General features: G+C 71.8%; 16 protein-coding genes. 7 read left to right on the forward strand and 9 right to left on the reverse strand.

The window, feature by feature from the left end; translation table 11 throughout:
- Positions 1 to 6 precede the first annotated feature (6 nt).
- Positions 7 to 618 carry a hypothetical protein gene (locus tag OHA17_RS31275; RefSeq protein WP_053723440.1) on the reverse strand — a complete coding sequence of 204 codons (612 nt, stop codon included), beginning with the start codon at positions 616 to 618 and terminating at the stop codon, positions 7 to 9.
- 553 nt (positions 619 to 1,171) lie between these two features.
- Here OHA17_RS31275 and OHA17_RS31280 point away from each other — a divergent pair.
- The gene (locus OHA17_RS31280; RefSeq protein ID WP_406509308.1) at positions 1,172 to 4,006 is read left to right on the forward strand and encodes a penicillin acylase family protein; all 2,835 of its coding nucleotides are present in this window, start codon (positions 1,172 to 1,174) and stop codon (positions 4,004 to 4,006) included.
- 18 nt (positions 4,007 to 4,024) lie between these two features.
- On the opposite strand, the gene OHA17_RS31285 is transcribed toward OHA17_RS31280, so the two are convergent.
- Together OHA17_RS31285 and OHA17_RS31290 are read right to left on the reverse strand one after the other, a co-directional pair.
- On the reverse strand, positions 4,025 to 5,338 hold the full coding sequence (locus OHA17_RS31285; protein WP_406509309.1) for a serine-threonine protein kinase: 1,314 nt from the start codon (positions 5,336 to 5,338) through the stop codon (positions 4,025 to 4,027).
- 107 nt (positions 5,339 to 5,445) lie between these two features.
- On the reverse strand, positions 5,446 to 6,669 hold the full coding sequence (locus OHA17_RS31290) for an exo-beta-N-acetylmuramidase NamZ domain-containing protein (protein WP_406509310.1): 1,224 nt from the start codon (positions 6,667 to 6,669) through the stop codon (positions 5,446 to 5,448).
- Positions 6,670 to 7,244: 575 nt separating this feature from the next.
- Between OHA17_RS31290 and OHA17_RS31295 the strand changes: the two genes are divergently transcribed.
- The 3 genes from OHA17_RS31295 (at position 7,245) to OHA17_RS31305 (ending at position 10,337) form a co-directional block, all read left to right on the forward strand.
- Positions 7,245 to 8,018 (forward strand): SDR family oxidoreductase, encoded by a 774-nt coding sequence (locus tag OHA17_RS31295; protein ID WP_406509311.1) that lies wholly within the window; start codon positions 7,245 to 7,247, stop codon positions 8,016 to 8,018.
- The gene (locus tag OHA17_RS31300) at positions 8,015 to 9,667 is read left to right on the forward strand and encodes a class I adenylate-forming enzyme family protein (RefSeq protein WP_406509312.1); all 1,653 of its coding nucleotides are present in this window, start codon (positions 8,015 to 8,017) and stop codon (positions 9,665 to 9,667) included. Before OHA17_RS31295 ends, OHA17_RS31300 begins: the two co-directional genes overlap by 4 nt.
- A gap of 73 nt (positions 9,668 to 9,740) precedes the next feature.
- Positions 9,741 to 10,337, forward strand: a complete 597-nt coding sequence (locus tag OHA17_RS31305) for a TetR/AcrR family transcriptional regulator (RefSeq protein WP_398879588.1) — start codon at positions 9,741 to 9,743, stop codon at positions 10,335 to 10,337.
- A 12-nt stretch (positions 10,338 to 10,349) separates the two neighbouring features.
- Here the strand turns inward: OHA17_RS31305 and OHA17_RS31310 are convergent, their stop codons facing one another.
- From OHA17_RS31310 to OHA17_RS31335, 6 genes are all read right to left on the reverse strand, one after another.
- On the reverse strand, positions 10,350 to 11,564 hold the full coding sequence (locus tag OHA17_RS31310; RefSeq protein WP_406509313.1) for an acyl-CoA dehydrogenase family protein: 1,215 nt from the start codon (positions 11,562 to 11,564) through the stop codon (positions 10,350 to 10,352).
- 9 nt (positions 11,565 to 11,573) lie between these two features.
- Complete coding sequence (locus tag OHA17_RS31315) at positions 11,574 to 12,596, reverse strand: phosphotransferase family protein (RefSeq protein ID WP_406509314.1); 1,023 nt, start codon at positions 12,594 to 12,596, stop codon at positions 11,574 to 11,576.
- 112 nt (positions 12,597 to 12,708) lie between these two features.
- Positions 12,709 to 13,029 (reverse strand): DUF202 domain-containing protein, encoded by a 321-nt coding sequence (locus tag OHA17_RS31320; protein ID WP_406509315.1) that lies wholly within the window; start codon positions 13,027 to 13,029, stop codon positions 12,709 to 12,711.
- Positions 13,029 to 13,421, reverse strand: coding sequence for a YidH family protein (locus OHA17_RS31325; protein WP_100577397.1), 393 nt, complete (start codon positions 13,419 to 13,421; stop codon positions 13,029 to 13,031). Before OHA17_RS31325 ends, OHA17_RS31320 begins: the two co-directional genes overlap by 1 nt.
- A gap of 38 nt (positions 13,422 to 13,459) precedes the next feature.
- Positions 13,460 to 13,975 carry an NUDIX domain-containing protein gene (locus tag OHA17_RS31330; protein WP_406509316.1) on the reverse strand — a complete coding sequence of 172 codons (516 nt, stop codon included), beginning with the start codon at positions 13,973 to 13,975 and terminating at the stop codon, positions 13,460 to 13,462.
- Between the two features lie 34 nt (positions 13,976 to 14,009).
- Complete coding sequence (locus OHA17_RS31335; RefSeq protein WP_406509317.1) at positions 14,010 to 14,906, reverse strand: DMT family transporter; 897 nt, start codon at positions 14,904 to 14,906, stop codon at positions 14,010 to 14,012.
- Between the two features lie 166 nt (positions 14,907 to 15,072).
- Here OHA17_RS31335 and OHA17_RS31340 point away from each other — a divergent pair, with 166 nt between their 5' ends.
- The 3 genes from OHA17_RS31340 (at position 15,073) to OHA17_RS31350 (ending at position 19,681) form a co-directional block, all read left to right on the forward strand.
- Positions 15,073 to 16,728: an FAD-binding dehydrogenase gene (locus tag OHA17_RS31340; RefSeq protein WP_406509318.1), complete on the forward strand. Its 1,656-nt coding sequence runs from the start codon at positions 15,073 to 15,075 to the stop codon at positions 16,726 to 16,728.
- 337 nt (positions 16,729 to 17,065) lie between these two features.
- Entirely contained in the window at positions 17,066 to 18,016 is a 951-nt protein-coding gene (locus tag OHA17_RS31345; protein WP_406509319.1) for a hypothetical protein, read from the forward strand.
- 75 nt (positions 18,017 to 18,091) lie between these two features.
- Entirely contained in the window at positions 18,092 to 19,681 is a 1,590-nt protein-coding gene (locus OHA17_RS31350; RefSeq protein ID WP_406509320.1) for an APC family permease, read from the forward strand.
- Positions 19,682 to 19,742: the final 61 nt, after the last annotated feature.

Below are 19,742 nucleotides of genomic sequence, written 5' to 3' on the forward strand. Positions count from 1 at the left end.
CGCCGCTCACGCCACCGATGCCAGTTCTCCGCGCCGTGCCGCCTTGGCCCGTGCCACCGCCTCGGAGGTCAGCACCGGGCGCGGCACCAGAATCCCGCAGCCCGAGCAGACCGGTCCGAACCACGGCTCGTGGGTCAGATCCTGGTTCCACACCAGCCGGCTCCCCCCGCACACCGGGCACACCGTGCCGGGCGCGGCCCGCAGTGCCGCGATCATGCGGCCGAGCACCTCGGCCAGCGGCTCGGTGGGGTGCGTCGTGGGATCGTCGCACCAGGCCACCCCGAAACCGCCCCAGGTGCGCCGGTGCCAGTCGTCGAAGGAGCCCGGGCGCCGCAGCCCCGCGTGCTTCTCGCGCTTCCTGCGCTCCGCGAACTCCACTTCGTAGGCGAGCCAGACGGCCCTGGCCGCCTCCAGCTCCTCCAGTGCGGCCACCAGCCGCGCCGGATCGGGTGCCCGGTCCTCGGGCCCGATGCGGTGCCTGCCGCACAGATGGTCCCAGGTCGCCCTGTGCCCGTAGGGGGCGAACCGCTCCAGACACTTGCGCAGCGAATAGCGCCGCAACGCGAGGTCGTTCCTCGGGTCGCGCACCTGTCTCGCCAGACTGCGGAAACCAGCCATGGCCCTGCCACCTCCGTCGCTCGTACTTCGGCGTCGAGGAATGGACGTACCCGAAGGCGATCCGGCTCCATCGAAATTCCGATGGCGTCCATTACGGGGGATTCGCCTACCCTGTCCCAACCGTTGGAATCCCATTCTCATGAACTCCTCAGAACGTGGCCCGTATGGACCGTTCCCCCCGCCGACCTGCTGGAACGGCTCAAGAGGCCAGGTAGTGGCGGTGCCGGGGGAGTGCCGAGGCGGACAAAGGATCAGGCCCTTGGGCACATCCGGAATCCCTTCAACCGGTTTGGCCCCTATGGGCACTTGGGAACCAGCGGCACGGCCGGTATTCGCCCGTCCCACATAACCCTGCGGAGCCCGGAAGGAATACGCGTGCCGGCGGAGGCCGAAAGGGCACAGCTTCCGCAGCCGGCTCGCCGGCCGGCCCGCCGTGATCGCGGAGCGGGTCGGGCGGGCGTGTGGGGATTCGGAGAAGGTGACGCATGTTCACCTTACGGCGCGGCGTTACCCCAAGTAGCCTCCCGCGCATCGGCCCCCACTAGGAGCGCGCATGCGACGACGCACCGCAAGGCTCACAACAGCCATAAAAACCAGCAGACTTCGACTCCTGACGGGCACAGGACGCGGCAGAGCCGCCGCCTGCGCCGTCACCGTCATCGCTCTGTCCGCCGCCCTGCTCGGTCCCGCGGTCCCGGCCGGCGCGGCCGAACCCGCGGACGGCGACCTCTGCCAGGGGCAGTGCTCCGACATCCTGCCGCCCGGCGCCAACGGCAACGCCACCCTCGTCGAGATCCTCGGGAACAAGGTGTTCGGGACCCATCCCGCACACAGCGACGACGAGCTCGGCAAGTACGACGCCCTGGTCGCCGGCCAGTCCTCGCTCACCGACGACAAGCTCAACAGCTTCTTCAACGACGCCTCCTTCGGCGTCCCGAACGGGCAGGTGGAGTCCACGACTTCGCCCCGCCCCGACGTCACCATCACCCGCGACAAGGCCACGGGCGTACCGCACATCAAGGGCACCACGCGGTACGGGACCGAGTACGGCGCCGGGTACGCGGCCGGGCAGGACCGGCTCTGGCTCATGGACCTCTTCCGCCACATCGGGCGCGGCGAGCTCACCTCGTTCGCGGGCGGCGCCCTCGCCAACCAGGGCCTTGAGCAGGAGTTCTGGCCGCAGGCCCCGTACACCGAGGCCGATCTCCAGGCGCAGGTCGACCGCATCCGTACCGCCAACGGAGCCCGCGGCGAGCAGGCCATGGCCGACGCCCAGGCCTATGTCGACGGCATCAACGCCTATGCCAAGCAGTCCAAGGACGGTCGCTACTTCCCCGGCGAGTACGTCCTCACCGGCAAGATCGACTCCATTACGAACGTCGGCGAGATCCAGCCCTTCAAGCTCACCGACCTGATCGCGCTCGCCTCCGTGGTGGGCGGGCTCTTCGGCGGCGGCGGGGGCGGCGAGGTCCAGGCAGCGCTGTCGCTCCAGGCCGCCCAGGCGAAGTACGGCGTGGCCGAGGGCACCAAGGTCTGGGAGTCCTTCCGCGAGCGCAACGACCCCGAGTCGGTGCTCACCGTCCACGACGGCACCAGCTTCCCGTACGCGGGCAAGCCCGCCGACGCGCAGGGCGCCGCGATGCCCGACCCCGGCACGGTCGTCCCCGAACAGCTCGTCTACGACCGCACCGGCTCGGCGAACACCAATGCCAAGGCGGACGTGAAAGTTCCCCGGCAGCTCAAGCCGTTGAAGGGCGTGTACGACAACGGCGTGCTGCCCGGCATCGACCTCGGCAAGCCGCGCGGCATGTCCAACGCCCTCGTGGTGTCCGGCTCGCACACCGCGAGCGGCAACCCTGTAGCGGTGTTCGGTCCCCAAACCGGCTATTTCGCGCCACAGTTGCTGATGCTCCAGGAGATCCAGGGCCCCGGCATCAGTGCCCGGGGCGCCTCCTTCGCGGGCGTCGGCATGTACGTCCAGCTCGGCCGCGGCCAGGACTACGCCTGGTCGGCCACGTCGGCGGGCCAGGACATCACCGACACGTACGCCGTCGAGCTCTGCCAGGACGCCACCCACTACCTCTACCGGGGCGTGTGCACCCCGATGGAGAAGCTGGAGAAGACCAACTCCTGGAAGCCGACGGTCGCCGACACCACGGCGGCCGGCTCCTACCGGATGCAGGTGTGGCGCACCAAGTACGGCATCGTCACCGCCCGCGCCACCGTCGGCGGCAAGCCCGTCGCGTACACCTCACTGCGCTCCACCTACCGGCACGACGCAGATTCGATCATCGGCTTCCAGATGATGAACGACCCCTCCTACGTCAAGGACGCCAAGACCTTCCAGGAGGCGGCCCAGCACGTCGACTACACCTTCAACTGGTTCTACGCGGACTCCCGCACCGCCGCCTACTACAACAGCGGCCTGAACCCGGTCCGCAACCCGAACGTCGACCCCTCGCTGCCCGCCAAGGCGGAGCAGGCCTACGAGTGGCAGGGCTTCGACCCCGCGAACAACACGGCCGCCTACACCCCGCCCGCCCAGCACCCCCAGTCGATCGGCCAGGACTACTACGTGTCCTGGAACAACAAGCAGGCCAAGGACTACTCCACGGCCGGCTTCGGTGACGGCTCCGTGCACCGTGCCAACCTCCTCGACGACCGCGTGAAGGCGCTGGTCGCCCAGGGCGGCGTCACTCGCTCCTCGCTCACCCGGGCCATGGCCCAGGCCGCCGTCACCGACCTGCGCGGCGAGGACGTCCTGCCCGAGCTCCTCAAGGTGCTGCGCAGCGCGCCGATCACCGATCCCCAACTGGCCACAGCGGTCCAGCAGTTGGAGGCCTGGCAGGCCGACGGAAGCCAGCGCCGCGAGACCTCGCAGGGCTCGCACGCCTACACCCATCCCGACGCGGTGCGCCTGATGGACGCCTGGTGGCCGCTGCTCGTCGAGGCCGAGTTCCGCCCCGGGCTCGGCGACCCGCTCTACAACGCCCTGACCGCCAACCTCGGCATCGACGAAGCACCCTCGGCCGGGCACGGCCCGACCGGCTCGCACGCCGGGTCCGCCTTCCAGTACGGCTGGTGGAGCTACGCCGACAAGGACCTGCGTACGGTCCTGGGCGAGCCCGTGCAGGGGCCGCTGGCCCGCGGCTACTGCGGCGACGGCAAGCTCGACGCCTGCCGCGACAGCCTGCTCGGCACGCTCAAGCAGGCCGCCGCCAAGACCCCGGCGCAGGTCTACCCGGGTGACGCCGGCTGTGGGGCCGGCGACCAGTGGTGCGCCGACAGCATCGTGCAGCGACCGCTCGGCGGCATCACCCAGTCCGCGGTCAACTGGCAGAACCGGCCGACGTACCAGCAGGTCGTCGAGTTCCCCAGCCATCGCTAGGACGTGAACGGCCGCGGGTCAGGTCCTGCCGATCCGGCCCGCGGCCAGCACCACCTGGGCGAGCTCCTTGTGGCAGATGTCGCTGTGCGCGCCCGAGGGCGGCCCGCCGTCCTTCACCACGGCGGCCGCGTCCACGCTGACGCAGCCCGAGTCCGGCACCCCGTCGCGCAGCGCCTCGGCCAGCGTCAGCGTGGTGCAGGGGCTGACGGCCTGGATGCCGTCGTGGCCGATCGCCCACCACCGCTTGTCGAGGCCGGGCAGCGCGCTCGCGTAGTCCCCGGACAGCGCGGACGCCAGCGGGTAGATGACGCCGAGCGCGGTGTCGAAGTGCGAGTAGCAGGAGACGACCGGGCCGTCGATCCGGCCCTGCGCGTCGCTCAGCGCGCCCGCCCCCGCGAGGCCGTCGGGCAGGTGCCCGGCGAAGACGTAGTGCGAGAAGGCCCCTTCGAGCAGCGTCACCGACTTCAGGTTGCGCGCGCCCGCGGGCAGCCCCTTCAGCGCGAACGCGACCAGGCGCGCGCCCTGGCTGTGTCCGACGAGGTGCACGCGCAACTCGGGCCGTGCGGCGGCCAGTTGGCCGATCAGCGGGCCGAGGCCGAGCTGCCCCACTTTGCCCGCCCGGCGCTTCATCTCGTAGTAGGTCGCCTGGCGCAGCACTTCCTTCGCGCCGTCCCACAGGTGCTTGAGGGAGCCGCCGATCGAGAACGAGGGCCCGGGCGGTCCCGGTTGTACGTCCATGCCGGTGTCGGCGAGCGCGGCCGTGAACGTCCGGCACAGCGCCAGGATGTCGTCGGTCAGGATCGCGGGCGAGGCGCCGAGCCCGTCCTCCGCCGCCAGGTCGCCGACGGTCCCGGCCCCGCTCGTGGCGGCCGTCGTCACGAGCTGCCGGGTCAGCCGCCCGAAGTCGTTGAACGCGTCCTCGGAGTCGGGCTGCCCGGCGAGGTGGGCGGCGATCCGGTCGACGGTCGCGTCCTGGCCGGGGAAGAAGCCCTTGAGCGCGGATACGGTCGCGTCGTCGAGCCCGGGCCCTGCGGCGGCCGCCGTGGCGTGCGGAAAGTTCGGGATGGTCTCGTCGGTGAAGCGGATCGACGGCCAGATCACGCCGCCGTACCCGAGCCGCACCTGGGGCGAGTTCGCGAGCAGCGCGGGGAACGCCGCGAAGAAGGCCTGGTACAGGCTGCGGGCCGCCGACGGGGTGTTGTTCCAGCCGTGGCAGAACAGCACCAGGTCCGTGGCGTCCACGCCGGCCAGGGCCGCGCGCTCGGCGGGATCCGCGTCGCCGTCCGCGTCGAAGGTGATCTCCCGGTACGGCTCGACTCCGATGTCCGTCATGGCCCGACCTCCGGTCCGCTCGACGATGAGCGCCACCCATCGTCCCGCCGCACCGCGGAGCTGGCCATATGCGTGACACGAGGAGGTCCGGGCGACCTCGGTTCGGCTCAGCTGTACATCAGGTGCTTCCGGCGTACGGTCCGGAACGCGTCCAGCCCCGGCTGCCAGGCGGCGACGATCTCGTCCGTCCCGGCGCCCGCGTCGACCATCGTGCGAACCAGCGCCGAGCCCGTGAGCTTGTCGATCCAGTTGTCCGGCCGCCAGGCGAAGCCGCGCCACACCCGCTTGGCGGTGACGAGGAGGGCGATCCCGGTGCGCACCGGGTCGAACAACTCCCTGTTGTGGACGTGTAGTTGGACCCCTCCGGCCGTCTTCCCCTCGAACTTGGAGAAGGTCGGCGCGAAGTAGGCCTCGCGGCAGCGGAGGCCGGGCAGGGCGAGCTCATTGAGCGTGGCGGCCCACTTGCCGTCGATCCCCTCCGCGCCGAGCAGCTCGAACGGCCGCGTCGTGCCACGCCCCTCCGACAGGTTGGTGCCCTCGAAGAGGCAGGTGCCGGAGTAGACGAGAGCGGTGTCCGGGGTGGGCATGTTGGGGCTGGGCGGCACCCAGGGGAGCCCGGTGTCGTCGAAGAAGGCGGATCGCCGCCATCCCGTCATGGCCACCGTGGTCAACTGGGCCTTGCCGCCCAGGAATTGGGCGTTGAACAGGCGGGCCAGCTCGGCTGCCGTCATCCCGTGCGCCTGCGCGATCGGCTGCCGCCCGACGAAGGTGGCGAACGCCGGGTCGAGGACCGGGCCGTACGCCGCGCGGCCGGTCACCGGGTTGGGCCGGTCCAGGACCACGAAGCGCTTGCCGGCGAGTGCGGCCGCCTCCATGCAGTCGTACAGGGTCCAGATGTAGGTGTAGAAGCGCGCGCCGACGTCCTGGATGTCGAAGACGATCGTGTCCACGGCGGAGGTGGTGAAGATGTCCGCGAGGGGCCGGCCGCTCTTCGTGTACGTGTCGTACACGGGGAGCCCGGTCGCCGGGTCGTTGTAGCGGCCCTCGGAACCACCGGCCTGGGCGGTGCCGCGGAAGCCGTGCTCGGGGCCGAAGACGGCGCTCAGGTGCACGCGGGGGTCGGCGTGCATGACGTCCACGATGTGGCGTACGTCCTGGGTGACGCCGGTGGGGTTGGTGACGATGCCCACCTTTTGCCCGGCGAGGGTGGCGTAGCCGTCGGCGGCGAGGCGGGCGAAGCCGGTGCGGAGCGGGGCTTCGGAGGGGGTGGGGGAGGTGAGGGTGCCCGTCGCTAGCGTGCCGGCGAGCAGGGCGCGTCTGGAGAGGGTCATCCGTACACCTCCGGGTTCGTACGGGGCCGTCATGCCTCCCGCACGGTAGCGGGCGACGGGGGCGCGCCGGGTTGGGCCACGCCCTGGGGCTCCGCCCCGGGCCCCGGGATGCCCCACCCCGCCCCTTCCCGAAACCCGCCGGGGGATGTCGTTCGGGTGCGGCCAGGTGGTCGTCTCCTGGGGCTCCGCCCCAGACCCCGTTCGCGCCTTAAGGGCGCTCGTCCTCAATCGCCGGACGGGCTGAAATGCCCGGTGCGGGCCAGCACCGACGCCGCTAGGGGCGCGGGGCTGTGACATTGTGCGGCTCCGCCGCGTGGGCGCGAGCAACCACGCACGGCCCGCAGTCGAAGGCGGGTTTAGGGGCGCGGGGAACTGCGCGACCAGCCACGCACGGTCCGCAGGCGACACCAGAGCCGATAAGGGGCGCGGGGAACTGCGCGATCGTCCACCCCGCCCGCCCGCAGGGCGAATCGCACGGGGGCTGGGGCGCAGCCCCAGGGGGGTGGGCCCTTCCCAGGGGACATACCGACTGGTTAGTCTGTCGGGGCATTCGGCACGCAGAGAGGCGGGTCTCCATGAGCACGGGACAGGCGGTCCAGGGCGCCGCAGTGGTCGTCACCGGAGCGGGCGGCGGCATCGGCGCAGCCCTGGCGCGCAGATTCGCGGCGGAGGGCGCCCGCGTCGTTGTCAACGACCTGGACGCGGACAAGGCCCGTAAGACCGCCGAGGAGGTCGGCGGCATCGCCGTGCCGGGTGATGCGTCGGCCGTCGTCGGAGCCGCCCGCGACGCCCTCGGCGGGACCGTCGACATCTACTGCGCCAACGCGGGCCTGGGATCCGGCGGTTCGGAGTCCGCGCCCGAGGACGTGTGGGCCGCGGCCTGGGACGTCAACGTGATGGCCCACGTAAGGGCCGCCCGCGAGCTGCTCCCCGACTGGCTGGAGCGCGGCAGCGGACGCTTCGTGTCCACCGTCTCCGCCGCCGGGCTGCTCACCATGATCGGCGCGGCTCCCTACAGCGTCACCAAGCACGGCGCGCTCGCCTTCGCGGAGTGGCTGTCGCTGACCTACCGCCACCGCGGCATCCAGGTCCACGCGATCTGCCCGCAGGGCGTGCGCACCGACATGCTGGACGCCACAGGATCCGCCGGCGACCTCGTGCTCAAGCCCACTGCCATCGAGCCGGACGAGGTGGCCGAGGCCCTCTTTGCCGCCATGGCCGACGACCGCTTCCTCGTGCTGCCCCACCCCGAGGTCGCCGACTACTACACGGCCCGCGCCGCCACCCCCGACCGCTGGCTGACCAGCATGAACCACCTCCAACAGAAGTGGGAGACGAGCGCCGAATGACCTCGATCTACGCGGCCAAGCCCTGGCTCGCCCAGCTCAGCGACGCCCAGCGGGCGGACATCACCCCGCCCGAGACCGTGCTGCACTCCTTCCGCGCCGCCGTCGCCCGCGCCCCCGAACGCACCGCGCTCACCTACTTCGACGGCCGCCTCAGCTACGCCGAGACCGACGCGCTCTCCGACTCCGTGGCCGGCCACCTCGCCGCCCGGGGCCTGGTCCGCGGCGACCGCGTCGCGCTCATGCTGCAGAACACCCCGCACTTCGTGATCGCCCTGCTCGGCGCGTGGAAGGCCGGGGCCACCGTCGTCCCGCTCAACCCCATGTACAAGTCGGGCGAGGTCGCCCACGTGCTGCGGGACGCCGAGGTCAGCGCGCTGATCTGCGCCGACCGCGCCTGGGAGAGCTACCTGCGCGACACCGCGGCCGAGTCCCCGGTCCGCATCGCCCTCACCGCCTGCGAGCTCGATCTTCAGACGGAGAACGACCAGAGGGCGCTCGGCTTCGAGCGGGTGCCTGCGCCCGGCGACACCGATGACCTCGTCGCCGTTGCGCGGCAGGGGCTCAACGCTCCCTCCGGGCGGGAACTTTCCGCCGACGACACGGCGTTGATCAGTTACACGTCCGGCACCAGCGGCACCCCCAAGGGCGCGATGAACACCCATCGCGGCATCACCTACAACGCGGAGAGGCAGCGCACTGGACATCCGATAGCAGAAGGCTCGGGCTACTTCGCGCTCGCGCCGCTCTTCCACATCACCGGCATGGTCTGCGAGCTCGCCGCCTGCATCGCCAACGCGGGCACCCTGATCCTGGCCTACCGCTTCCACCCGGGTGTCGTCCTCGACGCCTTCGCCGAACACCGCCCCGCCTACACGGTCGGCCCCTCCACGGCCTTCATGGCGCTCGCGGCCACCCCCGGCGTCACCCGGGAGCACTTCGCGTCCTTCGAGGTCATCTCGTCGGGCGGCGCGCCCCTGCCGCCCGCCCTGGTCGAGAAGTTCCGCGAGGGCTTCGGACCGTACATCCGCAACGGCTACGGTCTGACCGAGTGCACCGCCCCCTGTGCCTCGGTGCCGCCCGAGAAGGAAGCGCCCGTCGACCCGGTCTCCGGCACGCTCTCGGTGGGCGTGCCCGGGCCCGAGACGGTGGTGCGGATCATCGACCTCGAAGGCAACGAGGTGCCGTTCGGAGAGCAGGGCGAGATCGTGGTGCGCGGGCCGCAGGTCGTGCCCGGGTACTGGCGCCGCCCCGACGCCACCGCCGAGGCGTTCCCCGACGGCGAGCTGCGCACCGGCGACATCGGGTTCATGGACCGCGACGGCTGGCTCTACGTGGTCGACCGGATGAAGGACATGATCAACGCGTCCGGGTTCAAGGTCTGGCCGCGCGAGGTCGAGGACGTCCTGTACACCCACCCGGCGGTCCGCGAGGCGGCCGTCGTGGGCATCCCCGACGCGTACCGGGGCGAGAGCGTCAAGGCGTACGTCAGCCTGCGCCCGGGCGCCGAAGCCGACCCGGCCGAGCTCGCCGCGTACTGCAAGGAGCGGCTCGCCGCCTACAAGTACCCGCGCGAGGTGGAGATCCTGCCGGAGCTTCCCAAGACCACGAGTGGGAAGATCCTCAGGCGGGAACTGCGCACCCAGGCGTAGCGACCGGTACACACGACCAGCACGGCACGACCAGCACACAGCTTCGCGCACGTACGAGAGAAAGGTGGCGGCGATGGCCAAGGCGACGGACACAAGCGGCACCACCCCCGTCCCCCAGCGGCTGCTCGCCGCCGCCACCCGCCTCTTCGCGGAGAACGGCTACGACCGCACCTCCGTGCAGGAGATCGTCGAGGCGGCGGGCGTCACCAAGGGCGCGCTCTACCACTACTTCGGCTCCAAGGAGGACCTCCTCCAGGAGGTGTACGCCCGGGTGCTGCGGCTCCAGCAGGAGCGGCTCGACGCGTTCGCCGACGCGGACGAACCCGTCGAGCGGCGGCTGCGCGAGGCGGCCGCCGACGTGGTGGTGACCACCATCGACAACCTCGACGACGCGGCGATCTTCTTCCGCTCGATGCACCACCTCAGCCCGGAGAAGAACAAGCAGGTCAGGGCCGAGCGGCGGCGCTATCACGAGCGGTTCCGCGCGCTCATCGAGGAGGGGCAGGCCGCCGGGGTGTTCTCCACCGCGACCCCGGCCGACCTGGTGGTGGACTACCACTTCGGTTCGGTCCACCACCTGTCCACCTGGTACCGCCCGGACGGCCCCCTCACCGAGCAGCAGGTCGCCGATCACCTGGCCGACCTGCTGCTGCGCGCGCTGCGTCCCTGAACTGACCAGCCGCTACAGGTACTTCTTCAGCTCGCGGCGGGCCAGCGAGCGCTGGTGGACCTCGTCCGGGCCGTCCGCGAGCCGCAACGTCCTTGCCGCGGCCCAGAGTTCGGCCAGCGGGAAGTCCTGGCTGACGCCGCCCGCTCCGTGCAGCTGGACCGCGTCGTCGATGATGCCGACGACCGTGCGCGGGGTGGCGATCTTGATCGCCTGGATCTCGGTGTGCGCCCCGCGGTTGCCCACGGTGTCCATCAGCCAGGCCGTCTTCAGGACGAGCAGCCTGAGCTGCTCGACCGCGACGCGGGCGTCCGCGATCCACTCCTGGACCACGCCCTGCTGGGCGATGGGCTTGCCGAACGCCGTACGGGACACGGCCCTTCGGCACATCAGCTCGATCGCCCGCTCGGCCATGCCGATCAGCCGCATGCAGTGGTGGATCCGGCCCGGCCCGAGCCGCGCCTGGGCGATGGCGAAGCCGCCGCCGGCCTCGCCGACCAGGTTGCTCGCGGGCACCCGGGCGCCGTGGAAGACGACCTCGGCGTGACCGCCGTGGGAGTGGTCCTCATAGCCGTACACCTGCATGGCGCGGCGGATCTCGACGCCCGGGGTGTCGCGCGGAACGAGGATCATCGACTGCTGGCGGCGCACATCGGCGTTGGCCGGGTCGGTCTTGCCCATCACGATGAAGATCTTGCAGTCCGGGTTCATCGCGCCGGAGATGTACCACTTGCGACCCGTGATGACGTACTCGTCGCCGTCCCGCTCGATCCGCGTCTCGATGTTGGTGGCGTCCGAGGAGGCGACCTCCGGCTCGGTCATCGCGAACGCGGAGCGGATCTCCCCGGCGAGCAGCGGCTCCAGCCACTGCTTCTTCTGCTCGTCCGAGCCGAACTGGGCGAGCACCTCCATGTTCCCGGTGTCCGGGGCCGCGCAGTTGAGGGCGGTGGGCGCCAAGTGCGGGGAGCGGCCGGTGATTTCGGCCAGCGGGGCGTACTGGAGGTTGGTGAGCCCCGCGCCGTACTCCGCGTCGGGCAGGAACAGGTTCCACAGGCCCTGCCCGCGCGCCTCGGCCTTGAGGTCCTCCACCACCTGCGGGGTGTCCCACGGGGATGCGAGCAGGGCGCGCTGCTCGTCGGCGATCGCCTCGGCGGGGTGGACGTGACTGTCCATGAAGGCGAGGAGCTTGGTCCGCAGTTCTTCGGTGCGGGTGTCGAATGCGAAGTCCATGAGGGGCGTTCAGCCTTCCTGAAGGGTGGTGAGGCCGTGCTCGATGAAGACCGGGACCAGCTCGCCGATGCGGTCGAAGCCGGCGCCCACCGTCTGGCCGAGGGTGTAGCGGTAGTGGATGCCTTCGAGGATCACGGCGAGCTTGAACCAGGCGAACGCCGTGTACCAGGAGATGGCGGAGGTGTCGCGGCCGGAGCGGGCCGCGTAGCGTTCGATCAGCTCGGCGGGGGAGGGGTGGCCGGCCGCGCCGGCCGTGGTGGAGACCGGCGAGTTTGGGACTTCAAGCTTCGCGCTGTACATCACGAGCAGGCCGAGGTCGGTCAACGGGTCGCCCAGCGTGGACATTTCCCAGTCCAGAACCGCCTTGATCCGGTCGTCGTCGCCGATCAGCACGTTGTCGAGGCGGTAGTCGCCGTGGACGACGGTCGGGGTGGGCGAGACGGGGAGCTCACGGCCGAGGGCGGCGTGCAGCTCGTCGATGCCGGCCAGGTCGCGGTTGCGGGAGGCGTCGAGCTGCTTGCCCCAGCGGCGCAGCTGCCGGTCGAGGAAGCCCTCGGGCCGCCCGAAGTCGCCGAGCCCGACGGCCTCGGGGTCCACCGCGTGCAGCTCGACGAGCGTGTCGACCAGCGCGAGCACGGCCGCCCGGGTCCGCTCGGCGCCGAGCGGGGCGAGCTGTTCGGCGGTGCGGTACGGCGTCCCGGCCACGTACTCCATGACGTAGAACGGCGAGCCGAGCACCGACTCGTCCTCACAAAGGAGCACCGGCTCGGGCACCGGGACGGCCGTGGGGTGCAGGGCGCTGATCACCCGGTGCTCGCGCTTCATGTCGTGCGCGGTGGCGAGCACATGGCCCAGCGGCGGCCGCCGCACGACCCACTGGCCCACTCCGTCCGTGACGATGTACGTCAGGTTGGAGCGGCCCCCCTCGATCAGCCGGACCCTGAGCGGTCCGCTCACCAGACCCGGCCGCACGCGGTCGAGGTAAGCCCGCAGCTGCTCCGGGTCGAGGCCTGGCGGGGGGACTGTGCTCATGTTCGGCACCTCCGGAACGGGGTCGGGCGTCCTGTCCGGAGACAGGCTACCGACCAGTCGGTATGCCGTCCAGGGTGGACCGCGGATTTCGGCGTACCGAAGGAGGTGGGTGTCAGAACAGTATGGCGAGCGCGAAGCAGGCCAGGGCCACCGTGCAGGCGGCCGTGGCGATCGCGGCGCGCACCCCCAGGACCCGGGGCGGTGCGGCGCCGCTCAGGGTCTGGATGCGGCGGTGCGCGACGGCCAGGAACCCGAGCCACACAAGACCGCTGAGCGTCAGCGCGACGAGCCCGAGCGGTGAACTCCCTTGGTGCACCGCCTGTTTGGCGGCGAGCACGGCGGCCACCGTGCAGGACAGCGTGGTGCGCCGCCAGGCGAGCCGGGTCCGCTCCGGCTGGAGCCCCGGGTCCCGGGTGGGCACGGGCGAGGGCATCAGCCGGCCCAGCCGAAGACGACGACCACCACCATCACCACGGCGACGACCGCGACGGCGAGGCTCAGGAGAGTGGGGAACCGCGACACCGGCAGATCCTCGCCGCGCCGCATGGCCCGCTCGCAGCGCACCCAGTGGTTCACCGCCCGCAGCGCGCACAGGACCCCCGCGGCGAGCAGCGCGAGGGCGAGCGCGACCCGGACGCCCCAGCGCAGGTCGGGCAGGAACTGGTCGACCGCGAAACCGCCCCCGACCAGCGCGAGCGAGGTCCTGATCCAGGCCAGGAAGGTGCGCTCGTTGGCGAGCGAGAACCGGTAGTCGGGGGTCTCGCCCTCCTCGCCGATGCGCTGGGGCGCGAACCACAGCCGCAGGGTCTGCACGATCGTGATCACCCGCCGCACCCTACCCGGCGGTACCCGGACACAGGCTCTCAGGACAGGCCGACCCCCGACGCGCGCAGCCGCCGCCAGGCCGCGAGGCCGTCCGGCACCCACTCCCACGCCCCGATCCGGCGCTCCAGCTCGGCGAGCGGCAGGAAGTCGTGCCAGGCGACCTCCTCGACCTGCGGATTCACCGGGAGCTCGCAGCGCACCTCGTACACGGCCGACCACCAGCTCTGCTCGCCGTTCTCGTAGAGGAACTTGAACAGCGGCACGGGCTGCGGAAGGCCCGAGACCCCGAGCTCCTCCTCGGCCTCGCGCAGCGCCGCGGCGTCGTACGACTCGCCCGCGCCGACCACCCCGCCGACGAACATGTCGTACAAGGAGGGGAAGACGAGCTTCTGCGGGGTGCGGCGGTGCACGAAGATCTGGCCCGCCGCGTCTGTGGCCAGGATGAACACGCAGCGGTGCCGCATGTTCCGGGCGTACGCGTCGGCGCGCCGGGCCTGCCCGATCACGGTGTCCTGCGCGTCGACGATGTCCAGGATTTCGTCAGCCGGATTCATGGGGCCATGAAATCACCGACTCGCGCGGTGCCTCTCAGTGCGGCTGGAGGTCGCGGGCCTCCTCCTGCGGCGCGGTGCCCGACGGCATCGCCGGGTGCAGCCCGAGCAGCACGATGCCCGCCACGATCGCCGCGAGCCCGGCCGCCTCCCAGGCCAGCGCTCCCGAGTCGGTGCGCAGCCGGTCGCCGAGGAAGCCGACCCCGCAGGCGATCCCGGCGAGCGGCTGGGCGGCCGTCAGGGCGGGCAGCGACATCCGCAGCGGGGCCGCCTCGAAGGCGCTCTGGACCAGGACCAGGCCGGTCACCCCGAGCGCGATCACCCCGTACGGCTGCCAGCTCGTCATCAGCTCCGGCCAGCCGCCGCCCGACAGGCGCTGGCCGCTGATCCGGGTCAGCGCGTCCTGGAGTCCGTAGAGCAGGCCCGCGGCGATGGCGAGCATCACCGGGGCCGCGACGCTCAGCCGATCGTGTTTGGCGAGGCCCGCCAGCATCAGCGCGATCCCGACCACCAGGCCCACGATCAGCCAGTGCCGCAGCGCCCCCGCCTCCGAGACGCTGCCGTGCGGCTGGCCGGCCACGATGAACGCGGTCACCCCGCCCGCCAGCAGCGCGAGCCCCGCCCAGCCCTGGCGGCCCAGCGGCTGGCGGGTCCAGAGTCTGGACAGCCACATCGCGAAGAACAGGTTGGTCGCCACCAGCGGCTCGACGAGCGAGACCTCGCCCCAGCCCAGCGCGAGGGCGCTGAGCACCATGCCCGCCACCATCAGGCCTATCCCGGCCAGCCAGCGCGGCATCCGCACCAGGTCGAGCAGCAGCCGCGGCGACATGAAGTCGCCGATCGGGGCGTGCTGCGCCGCGTTCTGCTGCAGCACGAAGCCCGAGCCCAGACAACACGCTGCGCTCACGGCGAGGACGAGGACCAGAACCGACACGACGTACACCTCAAGTACGGCCGGGGGGAGCCGACTTGGCCGACGATAGCGCCCCGGGGGCGCGGCTGCCTCCTGGGTGCCCGCACCCGGGCGGTTGACGCCGGGTGACTGCCCGCCGAAGATCTGACGCACGGGTAACTTGGCGGACGAGCGGAGTGACGGGCCCATGGCGTACGACGCCGATGTGATCGTGGTCGGGGCAGGGCTCGCGGGCCTGGTGGCCACGGCCGAGCTGGCGGACGCCGGCAAGAAGGTGATCCTGCTCGACCAGGAGCCCGAGCAGTCGCTCGGCGGCCAGGCCCATTGGTCCTTCGGTGGGCTCTTCCTCGTGGACTCGCCCGAGCAGCGCCGCATGCGGATCAAGGACAGCCGGGCCCTCGCGCTCCAGGACTGGTACGGGACGGCCGGCTTCGACCGGGACGAGGACCACTGGCCGCGCGCCTGGGCCGAGGCCTACGTCGACTTCGCGTCCGGCGAGAAGCGGGCGTGGCTGCACGCCCAGGGGGTCCGGTTCTTCCCCGTGGTGGGCTGGGCCGAACGGGGCGGTTACGACGCCAACGGGCATGGCAACTCCGTTCCCCGCTTCCACATCACCTGGGGCACCGGGCCGGGCATCGTGGCCCCGTTCGAGCGGAGGGTGCGGGAGGCCGCCGCCCGGGGGCTTGTTCAGTTCGGGTTCCGGCACCGTGTGACCGGCCTCGGGCGCACTGCCGGGGCCGTCGACACCGTGACCGGCGAAGTCCTGGAGCCGTCCGGCGCCGCGCGCGGGACCGCGTCCACCCGGACCGTGACCGGTTCCTTCGAGCTTACGGCGCAGGCGGTCATCGTGACCAGCGGCGGCATCGGAGGCAACCACGACCTCGTGAGGTCACAGTGGCCCCAGCGGCTCGGCACCCCACCCGAGCACATGCTCTCCGGCGTGCCCGCACATGTCGACGGCCTCATGCTCGGCATCGCGGAGGCGGCCGGCGCCCACCACATCAACCGCGACCGGATGTGGCACTACACCGAGGGCATCCAGAACTGGAACCCGATCTGGGCCCGGCACGGCATCCGCATCCTGCCCGGCCCCTCCTCGCTGTGGCTGGACGCGTGCGGCAACCGGCTGCCCGTGCCGCTCTTCCCCGGCTTCGACACCCTGGGCACGCTCGACCACATCATGAAGACCGGCCACGACTACACGTGGTTCGTGCTCGACCAGAAGATCATCGGCAAGGAGTTCGCACTGTCGGGCTCCGAGCAGAACCCCGACCTCACCGGCAAGTCCGTACGCGGTGTCATCGGGCGGGCCCGGGCCGACGTGCCGGGCCCGGTGAAGGCGTTCATGGACCACGGCGCCGACTTCGTCGTCGAGAAGGACCTGGCCTCGCTGGTGCGCGGCATGAACGCGCTCACCAAGGAACCCCTGATCGACGAGGCCGCGCTGCGCCGCGAGATCGTGGCCCGCGACCGCGAGATCGCCAACCCGTTCACCAAGGACCTCCAGGTCACCGCGATCCGGGGGGCGCGCAACTACCTCGGCGACAAGCTCATCCGCACCGCGGCCCCGCACCGCATCCTCGATCCCAAGGCTGGCCCGCTGATCGCCGTCAAGCTCCACATCCTGACCCGCAAGTCGCTCGGCGGACTGGAGACCGACCTCTTCTCCCGCGTCCTCACGGCGGGCGGCGAACCCCTGCCGGGCCTGTACGCGGCCGGGGAGGCGGCCGGCTTCGGCGGCGGCGGCGTCCACGGCTACCGCTCCTTGGAGGGCACCTTCCTCGGCGGCTGCATCTTCTCGGGCCGGGCGGCGGGCCGGGCGGCGGCGAAGGCGGTTTCGTAGGGCAAGTGGGTCCAGGTGCAGCGCCCCTTCAGGGGTGCGGGGAACTGCGCGACCAGCCATGGGCGGCCCGCAGTCGCATAGCAGCCGTTCACATGGCAGTCCTGCAAAGGTCAACAGGAGTTCGGGCAAGGCCTCTTGACCTGTAGCCAAACCGCCCGCAGCGGGCACCGGAGACGCTCAACTCCCTTGAACAAGGCTCACGTTCGCTGATCAAACAAGGGCCGAACGGCCTTGACGCGGAGCATCGCGTACCGCTTTGCTGTCGGCGACCATCGCGCACGTGTTCAGCGTTCACATGTGTGCCCGCACGGCATCACCTCACACAGGAAGTGCGCGGATGTCCCCGCCTCCGCCCCCGCTCGGCCGCCCCCGCCGATGGGGCAGCCGGTCGTTCGACCCGGCCCTCGACGACACCGAACTCGCCACGGTCCGGGACCAGTTGGCGCAGGGCCGGTGGACCAGGGTCCGCTCGCTGCTCGGCGCGACGGGTGACGACTGGGACCGCCGCGGCCACCGGCTCACCGTGCTCGCCGAGCCCGCCACCAGCGCCGTCTGGGCCCGCGAATGGCTGCTCGCCGAACCCGACAGCGCGGATGCCGCGGCCCTGTTCGCCTGCGCGAGCGTCCAGCGGTGCCTACGCGGCAAGGAGTCCGAGGACCGCGCCCGCCGGGCCTGCCTGACCGCGGCCGGGCGCGCCCCGGCCGACCCCACCCCCTGGCTCGCGCTGCTCGCGCTGGCCCGCGCGTTCGGCACCGAGGACGAGACGGTGCGCGCCTTCGAGGAGGTGCGCACCCGCCACCCCGAACACCACCACGCCCACCACCTGATGGCGGCCCGGCTCGCGGAACGCCGCCCGGGCGAGGGCCCCGACCTGCTGCACGAGGTGTACGAATTCGCCGTCTCCTCGGCCGCCCGGGCCCCCGCCGACTCCCCGCTCGCCCTGCTCCCGCTGATCGCCCACGCCGAGCGCTACCGGGTGCTCGCCGCGTCCGGGGGCCGGCCGGGCGACCCCGCCGCGTCCGGGCACTGGACCGGCCGCCGGGCCGGCCAGGTGATCAGGACCGCGTTCGACTGGTGGCTGGAGTGGGAGCGCGAGGACCACCCCAGGGCCGGCATCGACCTCAACTTCCTTGCCCACGCGAAGCATTGCGAGGGCCGCACCGCCGAGGCCGCCGCCCTGTTCCACCGCATCGGGCGCCACATCACCCCCGCGCCCTGGTCCTACCCCGACCGCGACCCGTACCGGGCCTTCCACGCCGCGCGCAGCGCCGCGCTCGGTTCCGTGTAGCGCGCGCACCCGGCCCGCATCATGGCCGCACCCCCCGTCCTGTTCCGAAGGCAGTACCGAAAGGGCAGACCCCGCATGCCGAGCCAGACCAGCGAGACCGAGATCAGAACGTACAAGGGGCAGGACCGGGCGCTGCGCGCCGACCGCCTCGGCACGCCGGGACTGCTGCTCTCGGTCCTCGCGGCGAGCGCGCCCCTGATGGTCGTGGCCGGCGTGATGCCCACCGCGTTCGCCGCGATGGGCGTGGTCGGACAGCCGCTGCTGTTCCTGATCCTCGGCGCGGTCCTCGCCCTGTTCAGCGTCGGGTACGCCGAGATGAGCCGCCACGTGCACAACGCGGGCGCCTTCTACGCGTACATCGCGCGCGGGCTCGGACCGACCGCGGGCGCCGCCGCCTCCTATGTGGCCCTCGCCGCCTACAGCGCGCTCCAGGTCGGCATCTACGGCATGTTCGGCTTCGAAGTGTCCGGGCTGCTCGACACCTACCTCCACGTCAGCATCGACTGGTGGGTGCCCGCGCTGCTCGCGGTCGCCCTCGTCGGCGCGCTGGCCTGGCTGAAGATCGACCTCAACGCCAAGGTGCTCGGGGTGCTCCTGGTCCTGGAGGTCGTGATGGTCGTCGCCTTCGACGGTGCGGCCGTGGCGAAACCGGCCGCCGACGGGCTCTCGCTGCACGCCTTCAGCCCGCACAGCCTGAGCGGCGGCAGCGTCGGCATCGCCCTGTGCTTCTGCATCGCCGCGTTCACCGGCTTCGAGCAGGCCCCGGTGTACGCCGAGGAGACCAGCCGCCCGAACGTCGTCGTCAAGCGCGTCATGTTCCTCGCCGTCGGCTTCGTGGCCCTCTTCTTCGCGTTCAGCTCCTGGGCGCTCACGCTGGCGACGGGCCCGCGCGACATCGTCGACTCCGCCCAGAAGCAGGGCCCCGGGCTGCTGTTCGCGCTGGCCGACAAGAACCTCGGCTCCACGTTCACCGACGTACTCCACGTCCTGTTCGTGACCGGCATGTTCGCGGCACTGCTCAGCTTCCACAACGTGGTCGCCCGCTACGTGTTCGCCATGGGCCGCGAGGGGCTGCTGCCCGCCGGCTTCGGCCGCACCAGCAGCGCCAGCGGCGCCCCGGCGGGCGGTTCGCTGCTCCAGACCGTGATCTCGGTCGTGGTCGTCGCGGCCTTCGCGCTGACCGACCACTGGCCGGCCGGCGACCCGACCGCCCCCGTCATGCACCTGTTCACCTGGATGGGCAACGTCGGCGCGCTCGGCGTGATCCTCCTGATGGCCGCGGCCTCGCTCGCCGTGATCGTCTTCTTCGTACGCCGGGGAGCGGCCGGGACCCAGCTGTGGCGGCTGCTCGCCGCGGGCGCCGCGGGCATCGCGCTGCTCGGCATCGCCGCGTACACCGTCAAGCAGTTCCACGTGCTGGTCGGCGCGGGGCCGGACGACGCGCTCAACTGGGTGCTGCCCGGGATCATCGTCCTCGCGCTGGTGGCGGGCCTGGGCTACGGCCTGGTGCTGCGGGCGCGCAGGCCCGAGGTGCACGCCCGGATCGGCCTGGGCAACGAGGCCTTCCAGCTGGAGCGGACGGCCGCAGCCGAGCGCGGCACCGGTGTGGTGCCGGGCAGCCGTCGGCCCGGGGAGCGGGAGTCGGGCCGCGCCGCCGAGCTGTGAGCCGGCTTGGGGAATTCTGACGGAACGGTGACGGACGGCCGGGGCCCCTGGCAGGACCGGC

Source organism: Streptomyces sp. NBC_00212 (assembly GCF_045206365.1).
Taxonomy (GTDB): domain Bacteria; phylum Actinomycetota; class Actinomycetes; order Streptomycetales; family Streptomycetaceae; genus Streptomyces.

Coding starts and splice junctions, on each gene's coding strand:
- OHA17_RS31310 (WP_406509313.1), bottom strand. CDS start 11,564: ATGGACTTCGCATTCGACACCCGCACCGAAGAACTGCGGACCAAGCTC.
- OHA17_RS31315 (WP_406509314.1), bottom strand. CDS start 12,596: ATGAGCACAGTCCCCCCGCCAGGCCTCGACCCGGAGCAGCTGCGGGCT.
- OHA17_RS31305 (WP_398879588.1), top strand. CDS start 9,741: ATGGCCAAGGCGACGGACACAAGCGGCACCACCCCCGTCCCCCAGCGG.
- OHA17_RS31290 (WP_406509310.1), bottom strand. CDS start 6,669: ATGACCCTCTCCAGACGCGCCCTGCTCGCCGGCACGCTAGCGACGGGC.
- OHA17_RS31285 (WP_406509309.1), bottom strand. CDS start 5,338: ATGACGGACATCGGAGTCGAGCCGTACCGGGAGATCACCTTCGACGCG.
- OHA17_RS31340 (WP_406509318.1), top strand. CDS start 15,073: ATGGCGTACGACGCCGATGTGATCGTGGTCGGGGCAGGGCTCGCGGGC.
- OHA17_RS31345 (WP_406509319.1), top strand. CDS start 17,066: ATGTCCCCGCCTCCGCCCCCGCTCGGCCGCCCCCGCCGATGGGGCAGC.
- OHA17_RS31280 (WP_406509308.1), top strand. CDS start 1,172: ATGCGACGACGCACCGCAAGGCTCACAACAGCCATAAAAACCAGCAGA.
- OHA17_RS31320 (WP_406509315.1), bottom strand. CDS start 13,029: ATGCCCTCGCCCGTGCCCACCCGGGACCCGGGGCTCCAGCCGGAGCGG.
- OHA17_RS31300 (WP_406509312.1), top strand. CDS start 8,015: ATGACCTCGATCTACGCGGCCAAGCCCTGGCTCGCCCAGCTCAGCGAC.
- OHA17_RS31295 (WP_406509311.1), top strand. CDS start 7,245: ATGAGCACGGGACAGGCGGTCCAGGGCGCCGCAGTGGTCGTCACCGGA.
- OHA17_RS31330 (WP_406509316.1), bottom strand. CDS start 13,975: ATGAATCCGGCTGACGAAATCCTGGACATCGTCGACGCGCAGGACACC.
- OHA17_RS31350 (WP_406509320.1), top strand. CDS start 18,092: ATGCCGAGCCAGACCAGCGAGACCGAGATCAGAACGTACAAGGGGCAG.
- OHA17_RS31275 (WP_053723440.1), bottom strand. CDS start 618: ATGGCTGGTTTCCGCAGTCTGGCGAGACAGGTGCGCGACCCGAGGAAC.